Raw genomic sequence first — 21,462 nt, 5'->3', positions numbered from 1 at the left:
AAAAATCTGCAGGCGAGAAGGGACTCGAACCCCCAGCCCTCCGCTTTGGAGACGGATGCTCTACCATTGAGCTACTCGCCTATTTTTAAAATAAAATCAATACGTTACCTTTGTCTCCTGAAGCTATATGGCAGTGCTTCGTCAAAATCGGTGGTTCTTCTAAACTGGCGACCCAAAGCGAAGCGGACACATACCGCACGGGCTGCAGCGCCGCAAGCACTAGCAATCTCTTTCGCGTTGCCGGATCGTCACGTCGCCGAGCACGAAAAAAGGCACCCAACGTTGGGTGCCTTGGTTCAAAACATAAGTATTTGCAATTACTCGATAATTTTCGTTACGACGCCGGCGCCGACGGTGCGGCCACCTTCGCGAATCGCAAATCGCAGGCCTTCTTCGCAAGCGATACGGTTATGCAGCTCGATGTCGAGCTGAACGTTGTCGCCAGGCATGACCATTTCGCGTCCTTCAGGCAATCGAACCGTGCCGGTTACGTCCGTGGTGCGGAAGTAGAATTGCGGACGATAGTCGTTAAAGAACGGCGTGTGACGGCCGCCTTCTTCCTTCTTGAGGACATAGATTTCGGCCGTAAACTTGCGGTGAGGCTTCACCGAGCCTGGCTTAGCGAGCACCATGCCGCGCTTGACGTCTTCGCGCGCGATGCCGCGAAGGAGCAAGCCGCAGTTATCGCCAGCTTGGCCTTCGTCGAGCAGCTTGCGGAACATTTCGATGCCCGTGCAAGTGGTCTTCTTGATTTGATCTTCGCCCTCGGCGCGCATGCCGACGAGTTCGAGTTCGTCGCCAACCTTGACGACGCCGCGCTCAACCCGGCCAGTCACAACCGTGCCACGGCCCGTAATGGTCATGGAGTCTTCGACAGGCATGAGGAACGGCTTGTCGGTTTCGCGCTTTGGTTCTGGAATGAATGAATCGCAAGCGTCCATCAGTTCCGTAATTTTCGCGACCCACTTCTCGTCGCCTTCGAGAGCTTTGAGCGCCGAGCCGTGGATGATTGGTACGTCGTCGCCCTTGAAGTCGTACTTGTTGAGCAGCTCGCGCATTTCCATTTCAACGAGTTCGAGCATTTCCGGATCGGCAATGTCGCACTTATTGAGAAACACCACCATCGACGGCACGTTCACTTGCTTGGCAAGCAGCACGTGTTCGCGCGTTTGGGGCATTGGGCCGTCGGTGGCGGCAACCACGAGGATTGCGCCGTCCATTTGCGCGGCGCCGGTGATCATGTTCTTGATGTAGTCGGCGTGGCCTGGGCAGTCGACGTGAGCGTAGTGACGCTTGACTGATTCATATTCCACGTGGGCGGTCGCGATCGTAATGCCGCGAGCTTTTTCTTCGGGAGCCTTGTCGATTTGGTCAAACGCCATGATCTTGGCCAGACCTTTTTTCGCTTGGACCGTGGTGATCGCCGCGGTGAGCGTAGTCTTGCCGTGGTCAACGTGACCGATCGTTCCGATGTTTACGTGGGGTTTGTTACGATTGAATTTCTCTTTCGACATGGCTTTTCCTTCTTACTTATCTACTTGTTTTGTTTTGAACCGAGCCCTTGGCAAGAATCGAACTTGCGACCCCTTCCTTACCAAGGAAGTGCACTGCCACTGTGCTACAAGGGCAAACTGAACGAGCGGGCGAAGGGACTCGAACCCTCGACATCAAGCTTGGAAAGCTAGAACTCTACCAACTGAGTTACACCCGCGTCGGAGGGAGAAGGATTCGAACCTTCGAAGTCAAAAAACAACGGGTTTACAGCCCGTCCCCTTTGGCCACTCGGGTATTCCTCCATATATGTATCGTCTACTTATCTCTAATAACCTCGTATTCGCTTGTTTTCGAGCTCGCAGAGGGACTTGAACCCGCAACCCCCTGATTACAAATCAGGTGCTCTACCGTTGAGCTACGCCAGCGCAGCACCCTCTTGTCCCTTGCGGAAGGCGCTCTATATAGAGGTCGAGTCTATCGATGTCAACTCGCGTGTGCCTGAACAGCGGTGGATCGGCTCCTGCTAATTTGGCGTATGAGGCGGCTCGGGTTTCTTGGTACGCGGCCTATTTGGCGTGCTGCCGCTCGTAAGACGCGATCGCAACGTCAATTTGCGCTGCGCGCAGGGCGCTAGCCCGGCTCCACTCCGTCGAGACACCGTAAGCATCTGAAAGTTCGACGTTTTTTAAATGGCCATCGCGAGCCTTGTGGAGGTTTTCGGCTACCAGTGCCCATACTTCCTGGCGATACGCCTCGGCCTGCGTCGAAGACCAATTCGCGGGCAATGGTATCGACGTAGCCACTTGAAAATACTCATAAAAAAGATCTGCCATGGCATAGCCAGCGGCCGTCGCCCAATACGGCGTTCGAAACGCAAGCGTCTGTCGATACGCATCATAGGCCAGCAGCAATAACCGTCGCTTTGCATCGAGATCGACCTTTAGCTCGCTGAGCGGCTGGCGTAGCACGTGCCTGCGAAACCGCTCGCGCATCGTGTCGCCGAGGTAATTGTGGGCCATGGCGACAAAATAGGGGTCGTCGATGCGCGGCGCTCCCTGCCAGGTCTTGATCGCCGTGCGCAAATCCGCCTCGGCCTCATCTAGCGCGCCGGTCGTTAAATGGACGTAGCCTCGCCGCGCGAGCGCCTCGACGCGCTGGTCAAAGGCCAAGTCGTCGCGGGCGAGCGCATCGGCTAGCACTTGCACGGCGCGAGGCCACGCCTTGGCCTCGGCCAGTGCTGCCGCTGCCGCAAGATGTGCCTTGCGCGACGCGGTCGTCGCGGGCGCGGCGGCGACAATCTCGAGATAGCGGTCGGCCGCACGCAACGGCTGTCGATCAATATACGTGTAGATGTGGCCGAGATACCAACGCGCGGCTTGCGCGGCGCCGCCATTTGGGGCGAGCGCGATCGCGGCTTCGAAGGCCAACCCTGCGCACGCGACGTCTCCTAAATCCCAACAAGCTTCGCCGCGCGCGAGTTCTTGTCCGGCATCATCATCCCGCGCGAGCGTCCAGTCGCCCGGCAGTTCATAGCTTGTGCCACCGGTGTGTGGCGTGGCGACGACCGCAGGCGAGCCGTGCGGTGCGGCGGCGCTGGGCGCTGGCGTCGCAACCGCGCGTTTTGTGGCAGGGGCACACCCCGCCATGATCATAAGCACCGCACAGCGTCCAAGGGCCATGCCATAGCTTAACGCACGATGGGCAGGATTAGGTCTAATGACGCAACGGCAGCTCGTTGCCGGGCCGCTCGCGCCGACGAATCAGCTTGACAGCGCGGCTGTCACACCGCTTTGCTAGAAGGGGATCACCTCATGAAAATCGCCTTTACCCACAATTTGCGCCTCACCGATGTCCGCGCGTCTGAGAAAGAAGCGGAATTTGACAGCGTCGAGACCGTTCAATCCGTCTGCGCCGCCCTCGAAGCGGCAGGCCACGAAGTTGAAAAAGTCGAGGTCACGGGCTCGGCAAGCAATCTCATCGAACGCATCGAGGCGATTGATCCAGATATTGTCTTTAATACGGCGGAAGGGCACTCGGGGAAGCTGCGCGAAGCCTTCTACCCCGCCCTATTTGATGAGCTCGACATCCCTTACACCGGCTCTGACCCGTACACCAACACCATTACGCTCGACAAGTGGCTGACCAAGCTGCTGGTCGCCAAGCAGGGCATTGACACGCCTCGGGCCACGCTGGTGACGGCGCGTAATTTTGAGATCATTTGTGAAAAAGGCCCGGGGCTGGCGTTTCCTGCCATCGTCAAACCCAATCACGAGGGGTCTTCAAGGGCATTTACTCCGGCACCACCACGACCACGGCCTTTTTAGGCGGATCCATCGTCAAGGATCTCAAGGAGCTGCCGGCCATCCTAAAATCCGCGTTGCGCGCCTATCCCGATGGGGTGTTGGTCGAAGAGTACGTCGACGGCATGGATGTGTCGGTTGGCTATATCGAAGGCGTCGGCCTCGATAACGGGCTGCTCATGCCGGTTGAGCTAATGCTCGAGACGTCCGCCGATCGTCCGTTTAACATTTACGACTATCGCCTTAAGAATGTTGAAACCGGCAAGGTGCAGCTGCGCTGTCCCGCTAACATCCCGCGCGATGTCGCCGCTCGCCTCCGCCAAGTGTCGACCGAAGTCATCCGCGTCCTAGGGCTACGCGACGTCGCGCGCCTGGACTACCGCGTTTCCAGCGATGGCCGAATCTACCTGCTAGAGGCCAACGCGTTGCCCTCGCTCGCCTTGAACTCACCGCTCATCGCGGCGACGTCGCAAATTGGGATGAGCTATCAGGCGACCATAACCGCCATTCTTAACGCCGCGGCCCTGCGTTCGGGGTTGGCAACGGCAAGCCAGCTTGGGAAGCGTCCGGGTCGACAGCAACCAATCAAGGTTGGCTTTACCTATAATGTAAAACGAACCAAAGCCGGCGACGATGAGGCCGAGTGGGATCCCCCAGAGACGATCATCTCGATCGCCAATGCCCTGGCGCGCCAAGGGCACATCGTCGTTCACCTGGAGGCGACGCCGGACCTGCCGCGGGTGCTCGCTGAAGCCGACGTCGACCTTATCTTCAACATTGCCGAAGGCGTGGAAGGCCGCAACCGCGAGGCGCAGGTGCCGGCGCTGTGCGAGCTGCTCGGCATTCCGTATACGGGCTCTGACTCGGCCACGTTGGCCATCGCCCTCGACAAGGCGCTGTGCAAGAAAGTGCTGATGCAGCACGATATTCTGACACCGCGGTTTCAGCTATGGGAATCGCCGCGTGAGCGCTTGGCGGCCGACATGAAATTCCCACTCATCGTCAAGCCTAACGCCGAAGGCAGCTCTAAGGGGATTGGCGCGACAAACGTCGTCGATACCGAGGACGAGTTGCGCGCGGCGGTCAAGGGGATTGTCGAGCGGTACCGCCAACCCGCGATCGTCGAAGAGTATATCGCGGGCCGCGAATTTACGGTGGGCATCCTCGGCGACAAGCGCCCGCGCATCTTGCCGCCCATGGAAATTCGCTTTCGCGATGAGAAAATCGATCGCCCGGTTTACGACTATTCGGTGAAGCAAGAATGGGAAAAGCACGTTTCTTATGAGTGCCCCGCCACCCTGACCGAGGCCGAGCAAAAAGCCATCGACAAGGTCGCCAAGGCAACGTTCTGGGCGCTCGATTGCCGCGATGTCGCGCGCGTCGACCTGAGGATGGACCATGAGGGACGCATCTACGTGTTAGAGGTTAACCCACTGCCGGGCCTGACCCCCGACTATTCCGACCTTGTGTTAATCGCCAAGGCGGTCGGCCTGCAATACGACCAACTCATCGCGGAGATCATGGCTGGCGGCTTGCGACGCATGCGCGACAAGCGGCGCGAGGAGCGCGAACTTGAGGCAGACGCCCGCAGCAAGGCCAAACCCACCGTCGACGTCGCCAAAGCCGCTGAAAAAACAGCAGCGGAAAAAGCGCGGCGCACCGAGCTGCGCAACGCCGAGGCCCGCGAAGCGCGCACGGCGACGCGCCCACGGCTTGCCACGCCCGAACGCCCAAGCAGCGAGAGCGGCAACCTTCCGGCGATTGCCCCGCCCACTGAAATCATCAACTAGGACCCTGCCGTCATGTCATTTGGCGGTTGGTCGGCAACGCCCCGGCGGCGCGCAAAATAGCGATGCGCTTAGGCCCGTCAATTACCGTGTCCGCCAGCGTGGTCACCGCGCTATCTCTCATCACGTACCTTGCCGTCCAAGTCACCTCGCGCGACGAGGAGCGGCGCCGCGACCTGCGACAAAATTTGCGGGCCACGGCGGCGGCGATTCGCACCATGTTAGAGGTGACCGAGCCTTTTACGACCCATGATGGCGCGCGGATCATTTCGGAAAACTTGTCTAAGGTTTCGCCGGGCACGCGGGTTGACGTGCTGCCACGCTCAACGTTTGTCGTGGCCAGCGGTGTGCCAACCCCGGCGCTTCGCCTGGATTCGTGGACATTTGGCATCCATGCCGAGATTTTAAAAAAAGCCGTGCCGCTGCTCGAAGCATCCGACGAGGCCTATGACGGCGTGGTCGTGGGCTTGGCGGTCTCGATGGTGCCGATTCGCGTCCGGCTTGCAAACCAAACAACGGGCAGCGCTGGCGTCGTCATGATCACGCGAGAGCTGCGGGCGCTCGCCGACCTCCGCGCTGCCGACTGGAGGCAGCTTCTGCTGCAAGCAACCCTGGTGTGGCTGGTTATCACGTCCCTCGTCGGTGTCCTGGTGCGTTCGCTCGTTAGCACCCCGATGGTGCACCTCCTCACCGGCATCGAGGCGGTTGCCGGGGCGACCTGACCCAAGCCTTGCTCGCTTCACGCGACGACGAAGTGGGCCAGCTCGCGACCAGGTTTAATGAGATGACCTTGTCGTTGCGGCAGTCAAACGAGCAAAGCAAGTCCCAAAGCGAGGCGCGCCTCGCGATCGAACAACGCTTGGGCCACACCGAGCGCCTCGCCACGCTCGGCCAACTCGCCGCCGAAATTGCCCACGAAGTTGGCACACCGCTCAATGTCATCTCGGCGCGTGCCCACGCCATGGGGCGGCGAGCCGACGACGCCCAGACCGTGCAAAAAAACGCGCGCATTATTGCCGAGCAGTCCGACCGCATCGCGCGTATTATTGAACGGCTCTTAGCCTTTACACGGCGTGAGGCAACCAACGAGCAGCCTCGTCTTGTCGACATCAACGAGATCGCGCTCACTACGATGGAGCTAATTTCCGGCAACCTGCGCGCGCGTCACGTGCGATCGCGGCTTATCCGCGCCGAAGATTTACCTCGCGTACTTGGCCACACCGACCGCCTTCAACAGGTGGCGCTCAATCTCGTCATGAACGCGGTGCAGTCGGTCGCCGAAGGTGGGTTTGTCCGCGTTGAGATATCGCATGGCCTGCGAGCGCGGCCGTGGCTTGATCATGCGCCGGCACAACCGGTCGTGCGACTTACGGTGGCAGACAATGGCGAGGGCATCGCCGAAGACCTGCGCGAGCGCATCTTCGAGCCGTTCTTCAGCATGCGCCTCGGCGCCGGCACCGGCCTTGGCCTGGCGATCTGCCAGGGCATCGTGAAAGAACACGACGGGTGGATCGAGGTTGGCGAAGCGCCCGAAGGCGGTGCACAGTTTGACGTCTACATCCCGGCCGCGCCAGGCGGGCCCGGCCACGAGCTAGCGCCCAGTGTCGACGCGGCTTCCGATCGTGATACAACGACGTCATGAACAAGACGCCACGAACCGCGATCTTGGTGGTCGAAGATGATGACGCCATGCGCGAGCTCATGGTCGAGGAGCTGCGTGACGCGGGGTATGTGGTGTCCGCGGCGCCTGGCGGTGGGCTAGGCATCGAGATGGCGCGAGCCGAGCGCTTTGATATCGTCATCACGGATCTGCGCATGCCCGAGGTCGACGGCTTCGACCTCATTCGCGACATTGTCACGCTGCCAACCCCGCCGCACGTGATCATGGTGACAGCCTTTGGCTCGATCGACACCGCGATTCGCGCGGTCAAGCTTGGCGCGTTTGATTACATCACCAAGCCTTTTTCGTTTGAGGCGCTGCTCTTGGGCATCGACAAGGCGATTCGAGATCGAGAACAGGCCGCACAGATTCACCAGCTTAAGGAACGACTCGACGAGATGTACGGCTTCGACAACATCGTCGCCGTATCGCAATCCATGCGCGAGGTGCTGTCGTTGGTACGACGAGTCGCCGCCACCGAGGCATCGGTCTTAATCACCGGCGAAAGCGGCACCGGCAAGGAGCTGATCGCGCGCGCGCTGCATCAGCATTCGCCCCGTTGCGATCGCCCGTTTGTGCCGGTCAACGTCGCCGCCATCCCCGCGCAGCTCATTGAGAGCGAGCTGTTTGGCCACAAGAAGGGCGCCTTTACCGATGCCCATGCGAATCGCGACGGCATGTTCGTCGAGGCCACGGGTGGCACGATATTTCTCGACGAAATCGCCGAGCTGGCGCCGGCGTTGCAAGCCAAGCTCCTGCGCGTCCTGCAGGAGCACGAGATTAGGCCGATCGGCGCGCCGAAGGCCGAGGTCATCGATGTGCGCGTTGTTGCCGCGACTCATCGCAACCTCGAGAGCATGCTCAAGCAAGGCCTCTTCCGCGAAGACCTCTATTATCGCCTAAACGTCATCGAGATTCACTTGCCCCCGCTGCGCGCGCGCCCGGAGGACATCCTGCCGCTCGCGGAGCACATCTTGGCTGGTCATAGCGCCCGCCGTGGTCGCCGCTACGCCATCTCCCGGGAGGCGCAGCAGTATCTGCTCAATTATTACTGGCCGGGCAACATTCGTGAATTGCAGAATGTAATAGAGCGCGCCGTCGCGCTCAGCCGCAACGATGTCATCTCGCAAGACGACTTGCCGGCGCACGTGCAGGAAAAGCGATCGAGCGACTTCTTGGCGGCGGCGGTTGCGCGCAGGATGTCGATTTCCGAGCTTGAGCGCGATTATATTCTGCGCGTTCTCGACGAAGAGGCGGGTAACAAGAGCCGCGCCGCCGCGCGCCTTGGGCTGGATCGCAAGACGCTCTACCGCAAGCTCGATGAGTATGCCAAGGATGAGCCGCCTCGCGAGTCATAGCGAAGCATCCTGGTTTTGTTGCCGTGCCCAATTGGCAAAACGAAACAAGCCGAGCTCCGTTTTAGCATCGACGATCTCACCGCGCTCGCACCGCGCCATGGCCTCCGCCAGGGTGAGCCAATAGGTGACCGCCCCATCTTCAAAGGGCGAGCCATCACCGGCAGGCGGCACTTGCACCGCCTCTGGTGATATCTCCACCGCCGCATAGTGGTGTTTCTCTGGCAGCACCCCGGGCGAGGCAAAGGTCGGCGCGCCGAGCCAATGAACCAGCGCCGGTTCGATGCGATAGCCGGCCTCTTCTAGCACCTCAGCACACACTCGGTCGGCGAGTCCGCCGCGGCCCACGTCGGTTGGCTCGACCAGGCCGGCGACCACCTCTGCGAGCCGAACGTAGGTAACTTCATCTGGGATGGCGAGAGGCACGTCGACGCGCCCGAAGGTCACCCCGGGTCTAATGCCTTCGCGCACCAGCACTTCACGTGTGGGGCCGTCAGCGGCGCGACGCCAGACGATGACGACCACCGCATCGAGCCCCTTGGGGCGCGAGAGAAACTCAGCGTCATAACGCGCCGAGGTCGTTCCATCGTCGTAGGAATTAGAAAGCGTCACGCGGCAAATGCGCAAGAAGCCATCACCAATTTCGCGGCGCGCGTGAAGGTGAATTGCCTCGACTCGTTTGGCTGCCGGCATCATGAGCGACATCATAGGCCCAGCGGCAAGGGGAGGTTAGCAGCCAGGGGCGCCTTTCCCGTGGTTTGTGCGCGTGCTAGACCACCGCCATGGCGATCTCAATTAACGGCTACCGCGCATTCATCACGGGAGCCAGCGGTGGCATCGGCGCGGCGATTGCCGACGAGTTGGCGCGCCAGGGCGTGCAGCTGGTGCTCGTGGCCCGCCGTAGAGATGCGCTGGAAGCGGTCGCCCAGGACCTGCGCGCGCGCCATGGTGCGGTCGTCTCGACGCTTACGGCGGATCTTGGCGTCGTGGAGGAGCGGAGGCGAACTTGGGATGAGGCAATCGCAAGCGGTCCAATCGACATGCTCGTGAACAATGCGGGATTTGGCCATCACCGACCCTTTGCTGCCGTCGACGCGGGGCGTGACCAGCAGATGCTCGCCTTAAATATTGAAGCGGTCGTCGATTTGGCTCATTGGTTCGTCGACCACAAAATTGCAAGCGATCCAGCCCACGCGAGGCGTGCATATATTTTAAATGTTGCCAGCGTGGCAGCCTACCAGCCCGTGCCCAACATGGCGACCTATGCCGCGTCAAAGGCGTTCGTGCACCAGTGGTCGCGGGCCTTGCACCTGGAGCTCGCGACGAAAAATATCGCCGTGTGTTCACTAAATCCCGGCGGTACGCATACCGATTTCCACCGCATGGCTGGCGCAGGCAGTTACGGCCGGCTGGCGCGCATGTCTATGATGGGCGCACCCGAGGTCGCGACGATTGGCGTGCGTGCGCTACTGCGTGGACGCCCGGTCGTTGTGCCGGGGCTCGCCAACAAGCTATCGTGCTGGCTGGTAAGCTTGGCGCCACGCGGCCTGGCAGCGCAAAGTGCGCGGTGGGTCATGGGAACGCCCAAGACTGAGCAGCTTCCGCCTACTACGAACCGGGGCTGAAGTTCGACCTTGGCTAGCTAAGACAGACTCTCGCTGACGTAGTAGCATCTGGCGCGTGAGCTCACCGCGACGCACCCCGCTTTACGCCCTTCACAAACAGCTTGGCGCCAAGACCATCGATTTTGGCGGTTGGGATATGCCGGTGCAATACCCGACGGGGACGATCGCGGAGCACAAGGCGGTGCGCGCCGCGGCCGGACTTTTTGACGTCTCCCATATGGGCGAGTTTGTGCTTAAGGGCCCTGGCGCCCAAGCCACCGTGGCGCGGCTCGCCACCAACGATGTTGCCGGCGCCGCCGTCGGCAAGGCAGTGTATTCGCTGCTGTGCCTACCCTCGGGCGGCATCGTCGATGATTGCATATTTTATAAACGAGCCGACGACCACTACTTCGTCATCGTCAACGCCTCCAACATCGGCAAAGACCTCGCGTGGATGCGCGAACACAACCACGGCACCTGCGATCTCATTGACGTTTCGGACGAGACGTCGCTCATCGCGATCCAAGGCCCCAGGGCCGTCGAGATCGTCGACAAATTGGCCGACTCCAACGTCAGCCACCTGCCCTCGTTTTCGTTTACGGATTGCCACGTCGCGGGCATCGCGGCCACCGTGGCGCGCACGGGCTACACCGGCGAGGATGGGTTTGAGCTGGCAGTCGCGAATGCCGACGCCGAAAGATTGTGGCGGGCACTGCTTGAGACCGGCACCCCGCTAGGTTGCGTCAACGTTGGCTTGGGCGCTCGCGACAGCCTTCGGCTCGAAGCCAAGCTGCCGCTCTACGGCAACGATATCGATGCCACCACGAGTCCGCTTGAAGCCCAATTGGGCTGGGCAGTTAAGCTTGACCGCCATGACTTTATTGGCAAAGACGCCCTGTTGGCGCAGAAGCAACAAGGCGTGACTCGGCAATTGGTCGGGTTTACGATTGCCGAACGCGCCATCGCACGGCATGGGTATGCAGTGGTGGATCGGAGCGCATCAACGAGCGCCGCGCTTGGCACGGTAACGAGCGGCGGTCCTGGCATTTCCGTGCCCGGTTCCATCGGGATGGCCTATGTGCCCACGGCCTTCGCCGCGCCCGGCACCTCGCTGACGATCGACTGTCGCGGCAAGGACGTCGCGGCGACCGTCGTCAAGGGCAAGTTCTACAAGCGCCCCGCCTGATACCACGGCGACTTCAGCGCAACCTGCGACGGTGTCATTTACTCCCGATCTAAAATATACCAACGACCACGAATGGCTGCGCGTTACCGCCGCTACCGCCCAGATTGGGATCACGCAATTTGCCGTCGAACAACTCGGTGATATCACGCTCATCGACCTGCCGAAGGTCGGCGATGCCCTCACCAAGGGGGAGCGATTTGGCACCGTCGAAAGCGTGAAATCAGTTTCCGACCTTTATGCCCCAGTGTCCGGCAAGGTTGCCAAGATTAATCCCGCGCTGGTCGCGGCGCCAGAGCTGGTCAACTCAGACCCTTACGCTGCGGGCTGGATGGTTGAAATTGAAGGGTTTAGCGGCGCTGATATTGAAGCGCTGCTCGACCCGACCGCTTACGGCAAGCTTGTGGCAAACCAGTGAAGCAACGAGCCTACGCGCACTACGCCGGGCTTACGCTACTGGTCGTTTTGCAGAGTGGCTGCGCTCGTACGGCGCCTTCGCGGGCCCCTCTCGCCCCGGCCTTTTTAGACTATGTCTATACCGCACCTGCAGCCGGCACGATCTTTGAACTTGAGGCATCGTCCGAGGGGTTGGGGACCGTAACCCACCTTCAGGGCACCGAGGTTGGCGGGCCAATCTTGCCTGAAAAGATCAGCCAGCTTACCGCACTCGAGTGCACGGAAACCGTGTTGACAACTGACGCCGACGGCCCGTCGACCACAGAAGTAACGTGCAAGCGTGGCGAAACTATCGACGGTACCCAGACCAAGCAATGGGTAACCACCGAACCGGTACAACTGGTGCGCGCAGGCGGTGAGGTCAACGTACGGCCCGCAACGCTAAGCGAATATCTGCAACTTAAATACAAACGCCTTTTTGGACTCACGCTGTTTACGCCGCCATGGGCCGCCATGCTGGTTGGGCCCGAAGGCAGCCGATTTTGGGCCGATCGCGACACACCGTTAGCGCTCGAATCCACCGGCCTATTTTTGGGCGAAACCTCGATGCTCACCATGACCAAGGCCTCGGCGCGCTTGCGCACGCTAACCACGCAGACCGCCGAGCTAGCCTTTCACGGCGTGTCGACCAGGCCATATCACGGCGAATTCACCGGCACGCTCACGATCGATCGCGCGACGGGATGGCTGGTAGCCTCGTCGCTGACCGCGGAGATTCGCGGCGAAGACGTTAAGACGGGCTTTGTCCTAGAATTGAACGTAAGCTCCAAGATGTCGCGCACGCACAAGCACCCCGTCGCGAGGCGCCCGTAGCCAGTTCCATGCTCGAAATGGGCTGGCCATATTTTTAGCAACATGCCTCGGCACATGCCGATAACAGCGGCATGCCCAAAGAACCTCTCGCTAGCCAATCAATTTTTTTGTCGTTCTTGCCGGTGGCGCTCGCCGCCTGCTCGGTTACAACCGAACTAGGTGCCACTGGCGCGCCTGCCGTGCCCAACTGCGGCACGGCCGACGTCAGCTGTACTGGCTGCCTTGCCAACCATAGTTGCGCGAGCGGCATTTGCGACCGCCTTAGCGCCACGTGCCACCAGCCGGAGGCAATCGCCTACGTCGCGCAAAACGGCGTAGGCGATGCGTGTACGCAAACGGATCCGTGTGGCAGCCTTGCGGCCGCTGCCGCGGTGCTAACGCCAACCCGTCGTGCGGTGTTGGTAGCACCCGGCATTTACGGGGAGGGCGCGGCGTTTGATCATGCGTTCCCCGTCGAGATCTATGGCGAAGGGGCCATATTTATTGGGGGCCAGGAAATCGTTACCATTAGCGCACACGGCGCGGCAAACGTCGCAATCGCCGGCATCGAGGTATCGACGCAGGGCACCGCGTTTAGCTGCCGCGATGGCGCAACCTTGTCACTTCAAGATGTGCGCGTGCAAAGTGACCTTGGCGTTGCGGCATCCCAGTGCGAGCTGAGCGTCCGCGACGCGGCGTTTTATGACGGCGGCTACGCGATCGTGGTGAAAAACGACGTCGGCGAGGAGGGGCATCGAACCGAAATTGCTGCGACGACATTTAACAACCTCGCCGCCGCGATCATCGCGAGCCACACAGCGCTCACAGTAGCGAACGTCGCGATCGAAAACGTTGACGTTGGGATGTTGATCGAGGCGTTGTGCCCTGACCTTGGGACATGCGTCACCATCAGCGATTCGATCATCACCGGGGCCTCGACACGCGCCGTAGAGCTAAAGGGCAGCGGTTTTCTCCTCGCCCGAAACCAGGTTATTCACAATCCCTCCGGCGGGGTGAGGGCCACGGGGCGAGTCCTGCGGATCGAAAGCAATGTCATCGCGCACAACGGCGGCCTCGCGGCCTCGTCCGGACCGGGCATCCTGATCGATGATGCGGCGTGCTTTGGCTGCACGCGGCAAATCGCGATCGTTGGCAATACGGTGGCAAACAACTACAGCAGCACAAGCAGTGGCGCGGGGATTCTCGGCGGGGCGAATGTCGCCCCCGTGCTGGCGAGCAACATCGTGGCGGCCAATACAAGCATGTTCTTGGGTGGGTCACAAATTCAATGCCACACGTGCACGTCGTACCAAGACCTCGTCGAGCCCGCGACTGTGGGCGGCGTCACGCGGATGGCACCCGTTGGCGGCGATCCAAAGTTCATCGATGCCCCGGGCGGCAATTTCCGGGTGCAGCCGACCTCGCCCGCGCAGGGCGCAGGCATGTGCCTGCCACCGCTTGCATGGATGGCCTCGATCGCTTCGGACGTGGACGGCCATGCTAGAAACCAACCCTGCGACATTGGCGCGTACGAAATGCCCTAATTTCGGACAGATTGCCTTGGATGCGCCGGTTTACAATCTCTGGCGGGTCCCAGTAAACTGCCAAAACGTGGGCCTTGCCAGCAAGTACCGGATTGGGTCACGCCTTGGTGGCGGTGGCATGGCGGAGGTGTACCTAGGCAGCGCGACGGGCGCCGAAGGTTTTGCCCGCACGGTCGCCATCAAGCGCGTGCTGCCCGCCTATAGCGGCGACGAACAGTTTTCGCGGATGTTTATTGAGGAGGCGCGAGTCTGCTCCCAGCTTGCGCACGCCAACATTGTTAGCGTTAGCGATTTTGATCGCGATGACGCCGGCCAGCTGATGTTGGTCATGGAGCTTGTTGAGGGCAAGGATCTAGCTGCGTTGATGGCAACGGGCATGTTGCCCCTGCCGGTGGTCATTTACGTCGTCGAGCAGGTGCTGCGTGGCCTAGGCTACGCCCATGAGCTGCCGCATCAGGGCGCGATGAAGGGCATCGTGCATCGCGATGTATCGCCGCATAACGTGCTGCTGTCATGGCAAGGCGCGGTAAAGGTGTCTGATTTTGGCATTGCCAAGGCGTGGCAGACCTCCCAGGCCACGGGCACCTTGTCGCTCAAGGGCAAGCCAGCCTACATGAGTCCTGAGCAAGCACGCGGCGAGCCACTCGATGGCCGTTCCGACTTGTTTGCGGTCGGCATCATGCTGTTTGAGTTAATTACCGGCCAGCGCTTGTTTGGCCATGGCGTCAGCCTAGAAGAAACCCTGTCGCGCTTGTTTTTTCAGTCAATTATTTCGCCGCGGCAGTACCGGCCGGATTGTCCGGACGACCTCGCCAACATTACATTGCTGCTCCTCGAGCGCGACAAAGCGCGGCGCTATCCAAGCGCGCGTTACGTGATCAACGACCTGCTGCTTTGCCGCGATGCTTCGCCGCGCGGCGCCGACATGCTGGCGCAGCTGATGGCCGAACGCTTCGCCGACGCCCCTGGTACCGCGCCCGTGGCCATGCTACCGGGCTACAGCGGCGGGTACCGCCATGGCAACGAGTCCGCGCCCGCGGGCGCCACCTCGCAACCATGGGCCGCGGGACAACCTGCGTGGCAAACGCCAGAGTTGTGGCAGCCTCCGCAGGCCCAAGCGGATGTTGCGCGCATGCATGCGCTGACCGAGGCCGTCGCGCCCGCGACGCCAGCGACGCGGCTCGAACGACCGCGTCGACCAACAAGCGCAGGCGTGCCCGCAGCGCGGCGGCGTACGTGGGCGGTCGTTTTTGGCGCCGCCATCCTCGGTGGGGCCGCGGCGCTCCTACTGGGCGTCCCGAGCACCTCGTCAACTAAGCCGCGGCCGGGCGTGATAACGCCGAGTCCCGCGCCCCTTGACGTGGCACCCTCCGTCGCCGAGGCCTCGCAACCCTCAAGCGAGACCGTCCCACCAGCTGTCGACGCCACGCCTGGGATCCCGCTTGGCGAGGCGCCTGCCGCGGCATCGGTGGTTCCCTCGCCACTACCACCCGCGACCGCCGCGGCCAAAGGCGTGTTGCGCGTTATCACGCGGCCACCTTCCGAAGTTTTCATGGGTCGCCAGCACATCGGCTTCTCACCGCTTAACAACGTGCCACTCGCCCCGGGCTCCTATAAAGTGAGACTGGTCGGCCCCGAAAACCAGAGCAAAACGTTTTCCGTTCGCATCAAATCGCGCAAGACCTTCGTCATTGACCACACATGGTAAGCCTATGAGAATTTTTACCCTTGTCGTCGCCTTAGCGGCATGTCTCTATGCCACGCCCGCGGCTGCACAGGCGCAACCCACGCGCCTGGTTGTCGGTGGCGATCCAAGCTCGGCCGTCACCGTAAAGGGGACGGCGTTGCGATGGCTGGCCGCGCGCGGCTCCGTTGTCGACGAAGCCGCGAGCAAGCGCGATGCGTCCGCCATCGCCGAATGCATGGTGCAAACGTCGGCCGCGCAGTGCAAGGGAACGATTGCAAGCGACCTGCCGCTGTGGTTTCTCAGCGTCGAGGCAGATATCGCGGACCGCAGCACGAACGTCGTCATCGTCGCGCGCCTCTTCGACGCGGCCGGTGCCCTCATCGCCTCCGAACGACAAGGCTGCGAGCGCTGCAATGTTGACTCGCTCCGGCGCGCCACGGACGACGTGCTTGGAGCGTTGCAACGCGCCGCCGACGCGCAGGCCCCTGGTGCTGCGGCGCCTCCCACGGCTATGCCCGGCGACGCAGCGATCATCGCATCGTCGCTTCGGTCCACCAGCGCGCGCCGGCCTCCCGCGTGGGCGTGGGGCGTCACCATTGGCGGTGGTGCGGCAATCGCCACCGGCGTGGTGCTGATCGCCTTGCATAAAGAACCCGGCACCCTCCCGCTTAAGCGTGTCGATACCGACCTGCGCACCCCGGGGCTGGTGCTTGGCGGCATCGGCATCGCGGCGGCGAGCGTTGGCATTTGGCGGTTGCTGACCCCACGCCGTGCGGGCGAGGCGACGCAGCCCAAGCGAAACGCCATCGCGCCATTTGTCGACTGGAGCGCAGGCCGGGCAACGGCCGGCATCGTCGGCGTGTTTCGATAGCAGGACGTACCATGAGACGTGCTCACCTTGCTGCGGCGCTGGCGTGTTGCCTCCAGCTGGTGTCCGCCGCGCCACTAGCGGCCGAGGTCTACGTCTTTGTCGAATCCCATGTCGGCGAGCGACCCAAGGATGCGGCTCGGCTTACCTCGCCCGTCAGCGAGGAGCTGACGCAGTTTGGCTATCTCGGGACCGTGCAAACGACCGGCGAACCCTATGAGCGGACGATCTCGCGCCCCGGGCTCGCCACGTGGCGATCGGCCGCGGAGATCGCCGTCAAGGCCGAGCTCGGGTATGAGGCCTATATTTCCGGTCGGTTCAGCGAAGCCGTCGCGTTGCTCGTACCGTTGCTGTCCGAAATCCGGTTGAGCCCTGCAATCGTCGCCTGGCAGCCTCGCATCCGGCACGCCATGTTTAAGGCCTCCGTGGCCACCGCCATCAGCCTCGAACGCTTGGGACGCGCTGAGGCGGGCGCGGCGGAAATGGATGAGCTGCTGCGTTCATACCCAGATGAGGCGGTGCTGCGCGCAACGCACGGGCCCGAGGCCGAGGCGCTCTATGCGAAGGCCAAGCGCCGCAGCGACCAGCAGGGGCGCGGCACGCTTCACATCATCGCCCAAGCGCCGACTCAGATTTTCATCAACGAACGGCTGGTCGCTGCCAGCGGCGACGCCATCGTTTCCCTCGCGCCCGGCGTCTATCGCGTCTATACGCAGCAAGGTTCGCTGCCCGGCCGACTTTATACGGTCGAGCTCCGCGCCAGTTCTGAACGCACCCTTCAAATCTATTCAGGCTACGACCAGCTCATTCATACTTCTCCCTATTGGACCGGATTTCTGTTTCCCGATGAAAGCACCCGCGCGCGCCTTGAGCCCGCGGCGGCGCTTCGCTTTGCCCGCGAGCTTGGGGCGACAAAAATGATTGTCTTGGCGTTCACTGCGCAAAAGGGGCAGCCGATCCTTATTGGCGCGGCGCTTGATGCCACGACTCAAACGATCGTGCGCACCGCATCGCTGCCGCTGGTGCCGGATCCCGCCGTTGAAACGCTTCAGGCCTTGGCACAATACCTCGCCGCGGGCGGGCCTACCCCAGGCTTTAGTGGCGACGGCTCGGCGCACTTTGCGATCGACGCCGACCCTCAGGTCTTTGCCGGCGCGCGCCCGGCCCTCGCAGCAGCCAGCACGACCCCAGCGGTTAACGGCCCCGAAGGCGCTCGCCCGCGCAGCAAACGGTGGTTGCCCTATGTCGCGCTCGGCGGCGCTGCCACCAGCGCGGTCGCGGCGACTTATTTTTTCATCAACGACGGCAAGGGCACGTGCGACGCGAGCGCGTGCGTCTACCACTATGAATACACCGCGGCGGCGTTTGGCAGCACGGCGCTTGGCGCGGGGCTTACCGCGCTTGCCATCGTTGGCTTCGCCAAGGGATGGCACCGCCGGACCCGCGTGCAAGCGATCACGGCGTCGTACACGGGCAATGCCGTGTCGGTCGGACTCGGTGGGCGCTTTTAGTAAGCGAGAAACGCCGGCGCCATCACCGCGCTGCGGCATTGCCAATTGAAGCTGCGCAATTGGCCTACCTCGCCAAACGTCGAGAGGCCGGTCACTAAGTTATCGGCAACGCTGCGCAACGCCGCGTCCGTGCGGCCACTCCAGTGCCACGCCAAGGCGACCACATAGGCCGACTCGCCCCAGTGTTCGTTGTAGTCGTCGACCTCGCCGGCGCGATCCATTGCCATCCAATAAAACGGCCGCCCCGTGGAATCGAGCCCATGCGCGGCGATCGCGCGACCTAAACGCACCAAAGACTCGCGGGCGCTCTCGGCGCGCGCGGCATCGACCAGCACCATACGGCGCGCGTATGTATCGAGGCCGTCGGCGATGATGGCGCTCATCCAAGGGCTGCAACCATCGTAGCCGTAGTCTTCGCCATGGGCCGTCGCGCTGTGGACAAAGCAGGTGTCAGCACCATTTTGAATGTCGATGTACGCCTGGGCTGCCGCATCGGCATAGCCCGCAAATTCAACAGCGCGGTCATCGCTCACCATGGCGGCCCACTCAAAGGCCAACAGCGCAAACCCCGCATGGCGCTCCGTCCAAAAATCGTCGCCACCCGCGTAGCCTGGATCGTCCCACAGTTGGTGCGCACGCGCCGCGACGGCCTCCGCGGCCTCGCGATACCGATCGTCGCCGGTCAATAAATAATGCAGCGCCATGCCCTGCGCATAGTAGTATTTGAGATCGTCGCTTGCGCCCGGCACCGCAATGCCGGTGGCGACGCCACCGCTAACGGCAAGCCCGGCCCGATACATCGAGGCTTCTTTGTACGCAGACGCCAACGTGGGCTGATCGCCGGTTTGCACGTAGCCGCGATACAATGCGGTCGGGCGGTCAAACAGCCACGAGCCCTTGTCGCCGGCGCCGTCGATAAATTCGTCAAACCCAAACGCGCCGTAATCGCAGAGGCCCAACCACGCATCCTGATTTTTCTCAATCGCCGCGCCTGCCGATAAGAGCGGACCTGCGACGCCGGAGGCCGCCAGGTAAGAAGCTGGCAAAACCACCCACGCGCTGGGTTGCTCGGCTTCGCCCGCCGGGTCTGTCAAATCGGCCGCGGCAACCAGATCCAGCCGTGCGGTGGTGGGTGCGCGCCCAATCTCAAGCTCGGCGGTGCTATGCGTGGCTGGATTGATGTCGAATTGTAGCTGCACGCTGCGATGGCTGCCATCGCCATACAAGGCTAGGCTACGCGTGCCCGCTGCCACCTCTTGCCCGCCAATGCGAACGGTGATGTCGCCCGCTTCACGCAATTGCCCGAGCGCCAACGGCAACCCAAGGTTCACGCGTTGGGTGCCGCCGAGGCCCGAGACCTGAAGCGTTACTTCGTTTTGCACTGGCATGACCGAAGGATCGCCGGTCGACGGATCGACGCCGGGGCCAACAGGTCCCGGTTGATTAGATGACTTGCAGCCCAGTGCGATCACGGCAGTTGCGCCAATCACCCAATGCGCCCAACGTGGACGCCCTACGCGGTGATTGGTTGGTGACATGATTTGGCGGTTCATGCGCGGCATGGTAGCACAGCGACATGCGCGCCACGAAAATTGTCTTGCTGTTAGCAGTCACCTCGGTAGGTGTTGGTGTAGTCGCATGTACCTCCGATCCTCACACCGCGATCGCGCAACCGTCGGCGCTTGATGCCGCCGCGCCAGTTGTGCACAACGCAACGCCGATCGCAGCATCAAAAAAGATCGCCGAGACCATCTCCATGGTGTTCGTGGGCGACGTCATGTTCGGGCGCTACAAAGGCAACGGCTTCGCCGCGATTCCGGCCGACACCTATGACGTCTTTGCCGAGGTAGCGCCCGCGCTCGCGTCCGACTTCACGATGGCGAATCTTGAGACGCCCGTGATGTGGGACCCTCCGCGCAAGACGCCCTACGACGCGCATCTGCGCTTTGTCACCACGCCCGCGCGCGTCGCCGCGGTGAAGCGAGCCGGCATCGACCACGTTTCGCTGGCAAACAACCACTACTGGGACATGAAGCTGCCAGGCGTCGAACAATCACCACTCGTGCTCCAGGCGGCGGGCATTACGCCGCACGGCGCCGCGGTCGCCGCGGGCGAGCTGTTTGTCGTCAAATCGGTCGACGTCAAGGGTTGGCGCGTTGGCGTCTTGGCTGCCGCCACGTTGCGCAACTACAAACAACCGGCAAAGGAGCCTGCCCTGCCGTGGGCCAATGGTGCCGAGATCGAGGCCGCCTTGGTACCGGTCATTGCAGCGGCGGCACCGAACTATGACGTCCTCATTGTCGCGCTGCATTGGGGTGCCGAGTACCAAGCCACGCCTGCGACGTGGCAGGTGCGCGCGGCGCACGCGTTTATCGATGCCGGCGCCGACGCGGTGATCGGCCATCATCCGCATGTCTTGCAAGGCATGGAGCTTTATAAGGGGCGCGTCATCGCGTACTCGCTAGGCAATTTCGTATTTGACAACGTCCGCCATCCCTTGCAGCAATCCGCGATCCTGCGCCTGCAGTTTCGCCACCGGGAGGCCTGCCTGGCGCGCGCCGAGATTACGCCCGTTGTGGTTGTGCGAAAACCGCATTTTCATCCGACCTTGGCGACCGACAAGCTTGCCACCGCGGTGCGCCACCGCCTGACCTCACTGTCGAGCGCCGCGCCGTTTCGCACCATATGGTCGCCGATGGCGCGCGGCGAGGCGCTTGAGCTTGAGCTGGCCAACTGCCCCATCACGAGCAGCCCATAATCGCCGCGTCGGCCAACGCCGAGGTCTCAATGTTCGCCAAGAAATCAGGGGCGGCTCGTCGTCCGCGCGCCGCGAGCTCGGCCCACGACGCGACAAAGAAGCCGACATCTACGTAATAGTCTGGACCCAGGCCCGCAAATCCCATGAGCACCGGCCGCTGATAGCCGAGCGCCTTTTTATGACTGAGCGCGAGTCGCCACGCCAGGCCAGGGGCGGCGGCGATGATGCGTTCGCCGAGCCAAATGCCGACGTCGCCGACCAAGGCGGTAAGGTGCGGCGCGCGGTCGTCGTGAAACGCGGCGTACGTCGCATTTACGAGGAGCGTTGCTAGCTGGCTGCCGATGTCGACCAGCTCGCGACGCGTCGGCGCATGGGAAAAGGCTGGAAGCACGCGGCATAGCTCCCGGATCCGCGCGCCTCGCGCCGCCAAAAACCACGCGTAAAATTCCTCGGCTTGCGCGCG

Annotated in this window: 19 protein-coding genes and 5 tRNA genes; 14 read left to right on the top strand and 10 right to left on the bottom strand. The window is 62.1% G+C overall.

The window, feature by feature from the left end; genetic code table 11:
• Positions 1–9 precede the first annotated feature (9 nt).
• The 7 genes from IPL79_02675 to IPL79_02645 form a co-directional block, all read right to left on the bottom strand.
• Positions 10–81 (bottom strand) — tRNA-Trp (locus IPL79_02675).
• Between the two features lie 236 nt (positions 82–317).
• Entirely contained in the window at positions 318–1,514 is a 1,197-nt protein-coding gene (tuf, locus tag IPL79_02670; GenBank protein MBK9069901.1) for an elongation factor Tu, read from the bottom strand.
• A gap of 42 nt (positions 1,515–1,556) precedes the next feature.
• Positions 1,557–1,628: transfer RNA gene (locus tag IPL79_02665), tRNA-Thr, on the bottom strand.
• 10 nt (positions 1,629–1,638) lie between these two features.
• A tRNA-Gly gene (locus tag IPL79_02660) sits at positions 1,639–1,711 on the bottom strand.
• A 2-nt stretch (positions 1,712–1,713) separates the two neighbouring features.
• Positions 1,714–1,796, bottom strand: a tRNA-Tyr gene (locus tag IPL79_02655).
• A 51-nt stretch (positions 1,797–1,847) separates the two neighbouring features.
• A tRNA-Thr gene (locus tag IPL79_02650) sits at positions 1,848–1,919 on the bottom strand.
• Between the two features lie 141 nt (positions 1,920–2,060).
• A complete protein-coding gene (locus IPL79_02645) occupies positions 2,061–3,173 on the bottom strand; it encodes a hypothetical protein (GenBank protein MBK9069900.1) in 1,113 nt (370 codons plus the stop codon).
• 132 nt (positions 3,174–3,305) lie between these two features.
• On the opposite strand from IPL79_02645, the gene IPL79_02640 reads away from it, so the two are divergent.
• From IPL79_02640 to IPL79_02620, 5 genes are all read left to right on the top strand, one after another.
• Positions 3,306–3,818 (top strand): hypothetical protein, encoded by a 513-nt coding sequence (locus tag IPL79_02640; GenBank protein ID MBK9069899.1) that lies wholly within the window; start codon positions 3,306–3,308, stop codon positions 3,816–3,818.
• A 53-nt stretch (positions 3,819–3,871) separates the two neighbouring features.
• Entirely contained in the window at positions 3,872–5,584 is a 1,713-nt protein-coding gene (locus tag IPL79_02635; protein MBK9069898.1) for an ATP-grasp domain-containing protein, read from the top strand.
• An 86-nt stretch (positions 5,585–5,670) separates the two neighbouring features.
• Positions 5,671–6,303, top strand: coding sequence for a hypothetical protein (locus IPL79_02630; GenBank protein MBK9069897.1), 633 nt, complete (start codon positions 5,671–5,673; stop codon positions 6,301–6,303).
• Positions 6,304–6,311: 8 nt separating this feature from the next.
• Positions 6,312–7,223 (top strand): hypothetical protein, encoded by a 912-nt coding sequence (locus IPL79_02625; protein ID MBK9069896.1) that lies wholly within the window; start codon positions 6,312–6,314, stop codon positions 7,221–7,223.
• The gene (locus IPL79_02620) at positions 7,220–8,599 is read left to right on the top strand and encodes a sigma-54-dependent Fis family transcriptional regulator (GenBank protein MBK9069895.1); all 1,380 of its coding nucleotides are present in this window, start codon (positions 7,220–7,222) and stop codon (positions 8,597–8,599) included. Before IPL79_02625 ends, IPL79_02620 begins: the two co-directional genes overlap by 4 nt.
• On the opposite strand, the gene IPL79_02615 is transcribed toward IPL79_02620, so the two are convergent.
• Entirely contained in the window at positions 8,594–9,292 is a 699-nt protein-coding gene (locus IPL79_02615) for an NUDIX hydrolase (GenBank protein MBK9069894.1), read from the bottom strand. The two genes, IPL79_02620 and IPL79_02615, sit on opposite strands and share 6 nt — an antisense overlap.
• An 86-nt stretch (positions 9,293–9,378) precedes the next feature.
• Here IPL79_02615 and IPL79_02610 point away from each other — a divergent pair, with 86 nt between their 5' ends.
• The 8 genes from IPL79_02610 (at position 9,379) to IPL79_02575 (ending at position 18,241) form a co-directional block, all read left to right on the top strand.
• Positions 9,379–10,221 (top strand): SDR family oxidoreductase, encoded by an 843-nt coding sequence (locus IPL79_02610; protein MBK9069893.1) that lies wholly within the window; start codon positions 9,379–9,381, stop codon positions 10,219–10,221.
• Positions 10,222–10,276: 55 nt separating this feature from the next.
• Entirely contained in the window at positions 10,277–11,386 is a 1,110-nt protein-coding gene (gcvT, locus tag IPL79_02605) for a glycine cleavage system aminomethyltransferase GcvT (GenBank protein ID MBK9069892.1), read from the top strand.
• Between the two features lie 31 nt (positions 11,387–11,417).
• Positions 11,418–11,801 (top strand): glycine cleavage system protein GcvH, encoded by a 384-nt coding sequence (gene gcvH / locus IPL79_02600; protein MBK9069891.1) that lies wholly within the window; start codon positions 11,418–11,420, stop codon positions 11,799–11,801.
• Positions 11,798–12,652, top strand: coding sequence for a hypothetical protein (locus tag IPL79_02595; protein ID MBK9069890.1), 855 nt, complete (start codon positions 11,798–11,800; stop codon positions 12,650–12,652). Before gcvH ends, IPL79_02595 begins: the two co-directional genes overlap by 4 nt.
• A 71-nt stretch (positions 12,653–12,723) precedes the next feature.
• Positions 12,724–14,175, top strand: coding sequence for a right-handed parallel beta-helix repeat-containing protein (locus IPL79_02590; GenBank protein MBK9069889.1), 1,452 nt, complete (start codon positions 12,724–12,726; stop codon positions 14,173–14,175).
• A gap of 67 nt (positions 14,176–14,242) precedes the next feature.
• Complete coding sequence (locus IPL79_02585) at positions 14,243–15,883, top strand: protein kinase (GenBank protein ID MBK9069888.1); 1,641 nt, start codon at positions 14,243–14,245, stop codon at positions 15,881–15,883.
• A gap of 4 nt (positions 15,884–15,887) precedes the next feature.
• Entirely contained in the window at positions 15,888–16,733 is an 846-nt protein-coding gene (locus tag IPL79_02580; protein MBK9069887.1) for a hypothetical protein, read from the top strand.
• Positions 16,734–16,744: 11 nt separating this feature from the next.
• The gene (locus IPL79_02575; GenBank protein ID MBK9069886.1) at positions 16,745–18,241 is read left to right on the top strand and encodes a hypothetical protein; all 1,497 of its coding nucleotides are present in this window, start codon (positions 16,745–16,747) and stop codon (positions 18,239–18,241) included.
• Here the strand turns inward: IPL79_02575 and IPL79_02570 are convergent.
• Positions 18,238–19,794, bottom strand: coding sequence for a hypothetical protein (locus tag IPL79_02570; protein MBK9069885.1), 1,557 nt, complete (start codon positions 19,792–19,794; stop codon positions 18,238–18,240). The two genes, IPL79_02575 and IPL79_02570, sit on opposite strands and share 4 nt — an antisense overlap.
• Positions 19,795–19,817: 23 nt before the next feature.
• Here IPL79_02570 and IPL79_02565 point away from each other — a divergent pair, with 23 nt between their 5' ends.
• The gene (locus tag IPL79_02565) at positions 19,818–20,999 is read left to right on the top strand and encodes a CapA family protein (protein MBK9069884.1); all 1,182 of its coding nucleotides are present in this window, start codon (positions 19,818–19,820) and stop codon (positions 20,997–20,999) included.
• Here the strand turns inward: IPL79_02565 and IPL79_02560 are convergent.
• Positions 20,983–21,390, bottom strand: a complete 408-nt coding sequence (locus IPL79_02560) for a hypothetical protein (GenBank protein MBK9069883.1) — start codon at positions 21,388–21,390, stop codon at positions 20,983–20,985. The two genes, IPL79_02565 and IPL79_02560, sit on opposite strands and share 17 nt — an antisense overlap.
• Positions 21,391–21,462: the final 72 nt, after the last annotated feature.

It is taken from the genome of Myxococcales bacterium (assembly GCA_016716835.1).
GTDB lineage: Bacteria > Myxococcota_A > Polyangia > Haliangiales > Haliangiaceae > JADJUW01.
The sequence above is the reverse complement of the archived record's forward strand: the minus strand, read 5'-3'. Positions and strand labels throughout refer to the sequence as shown.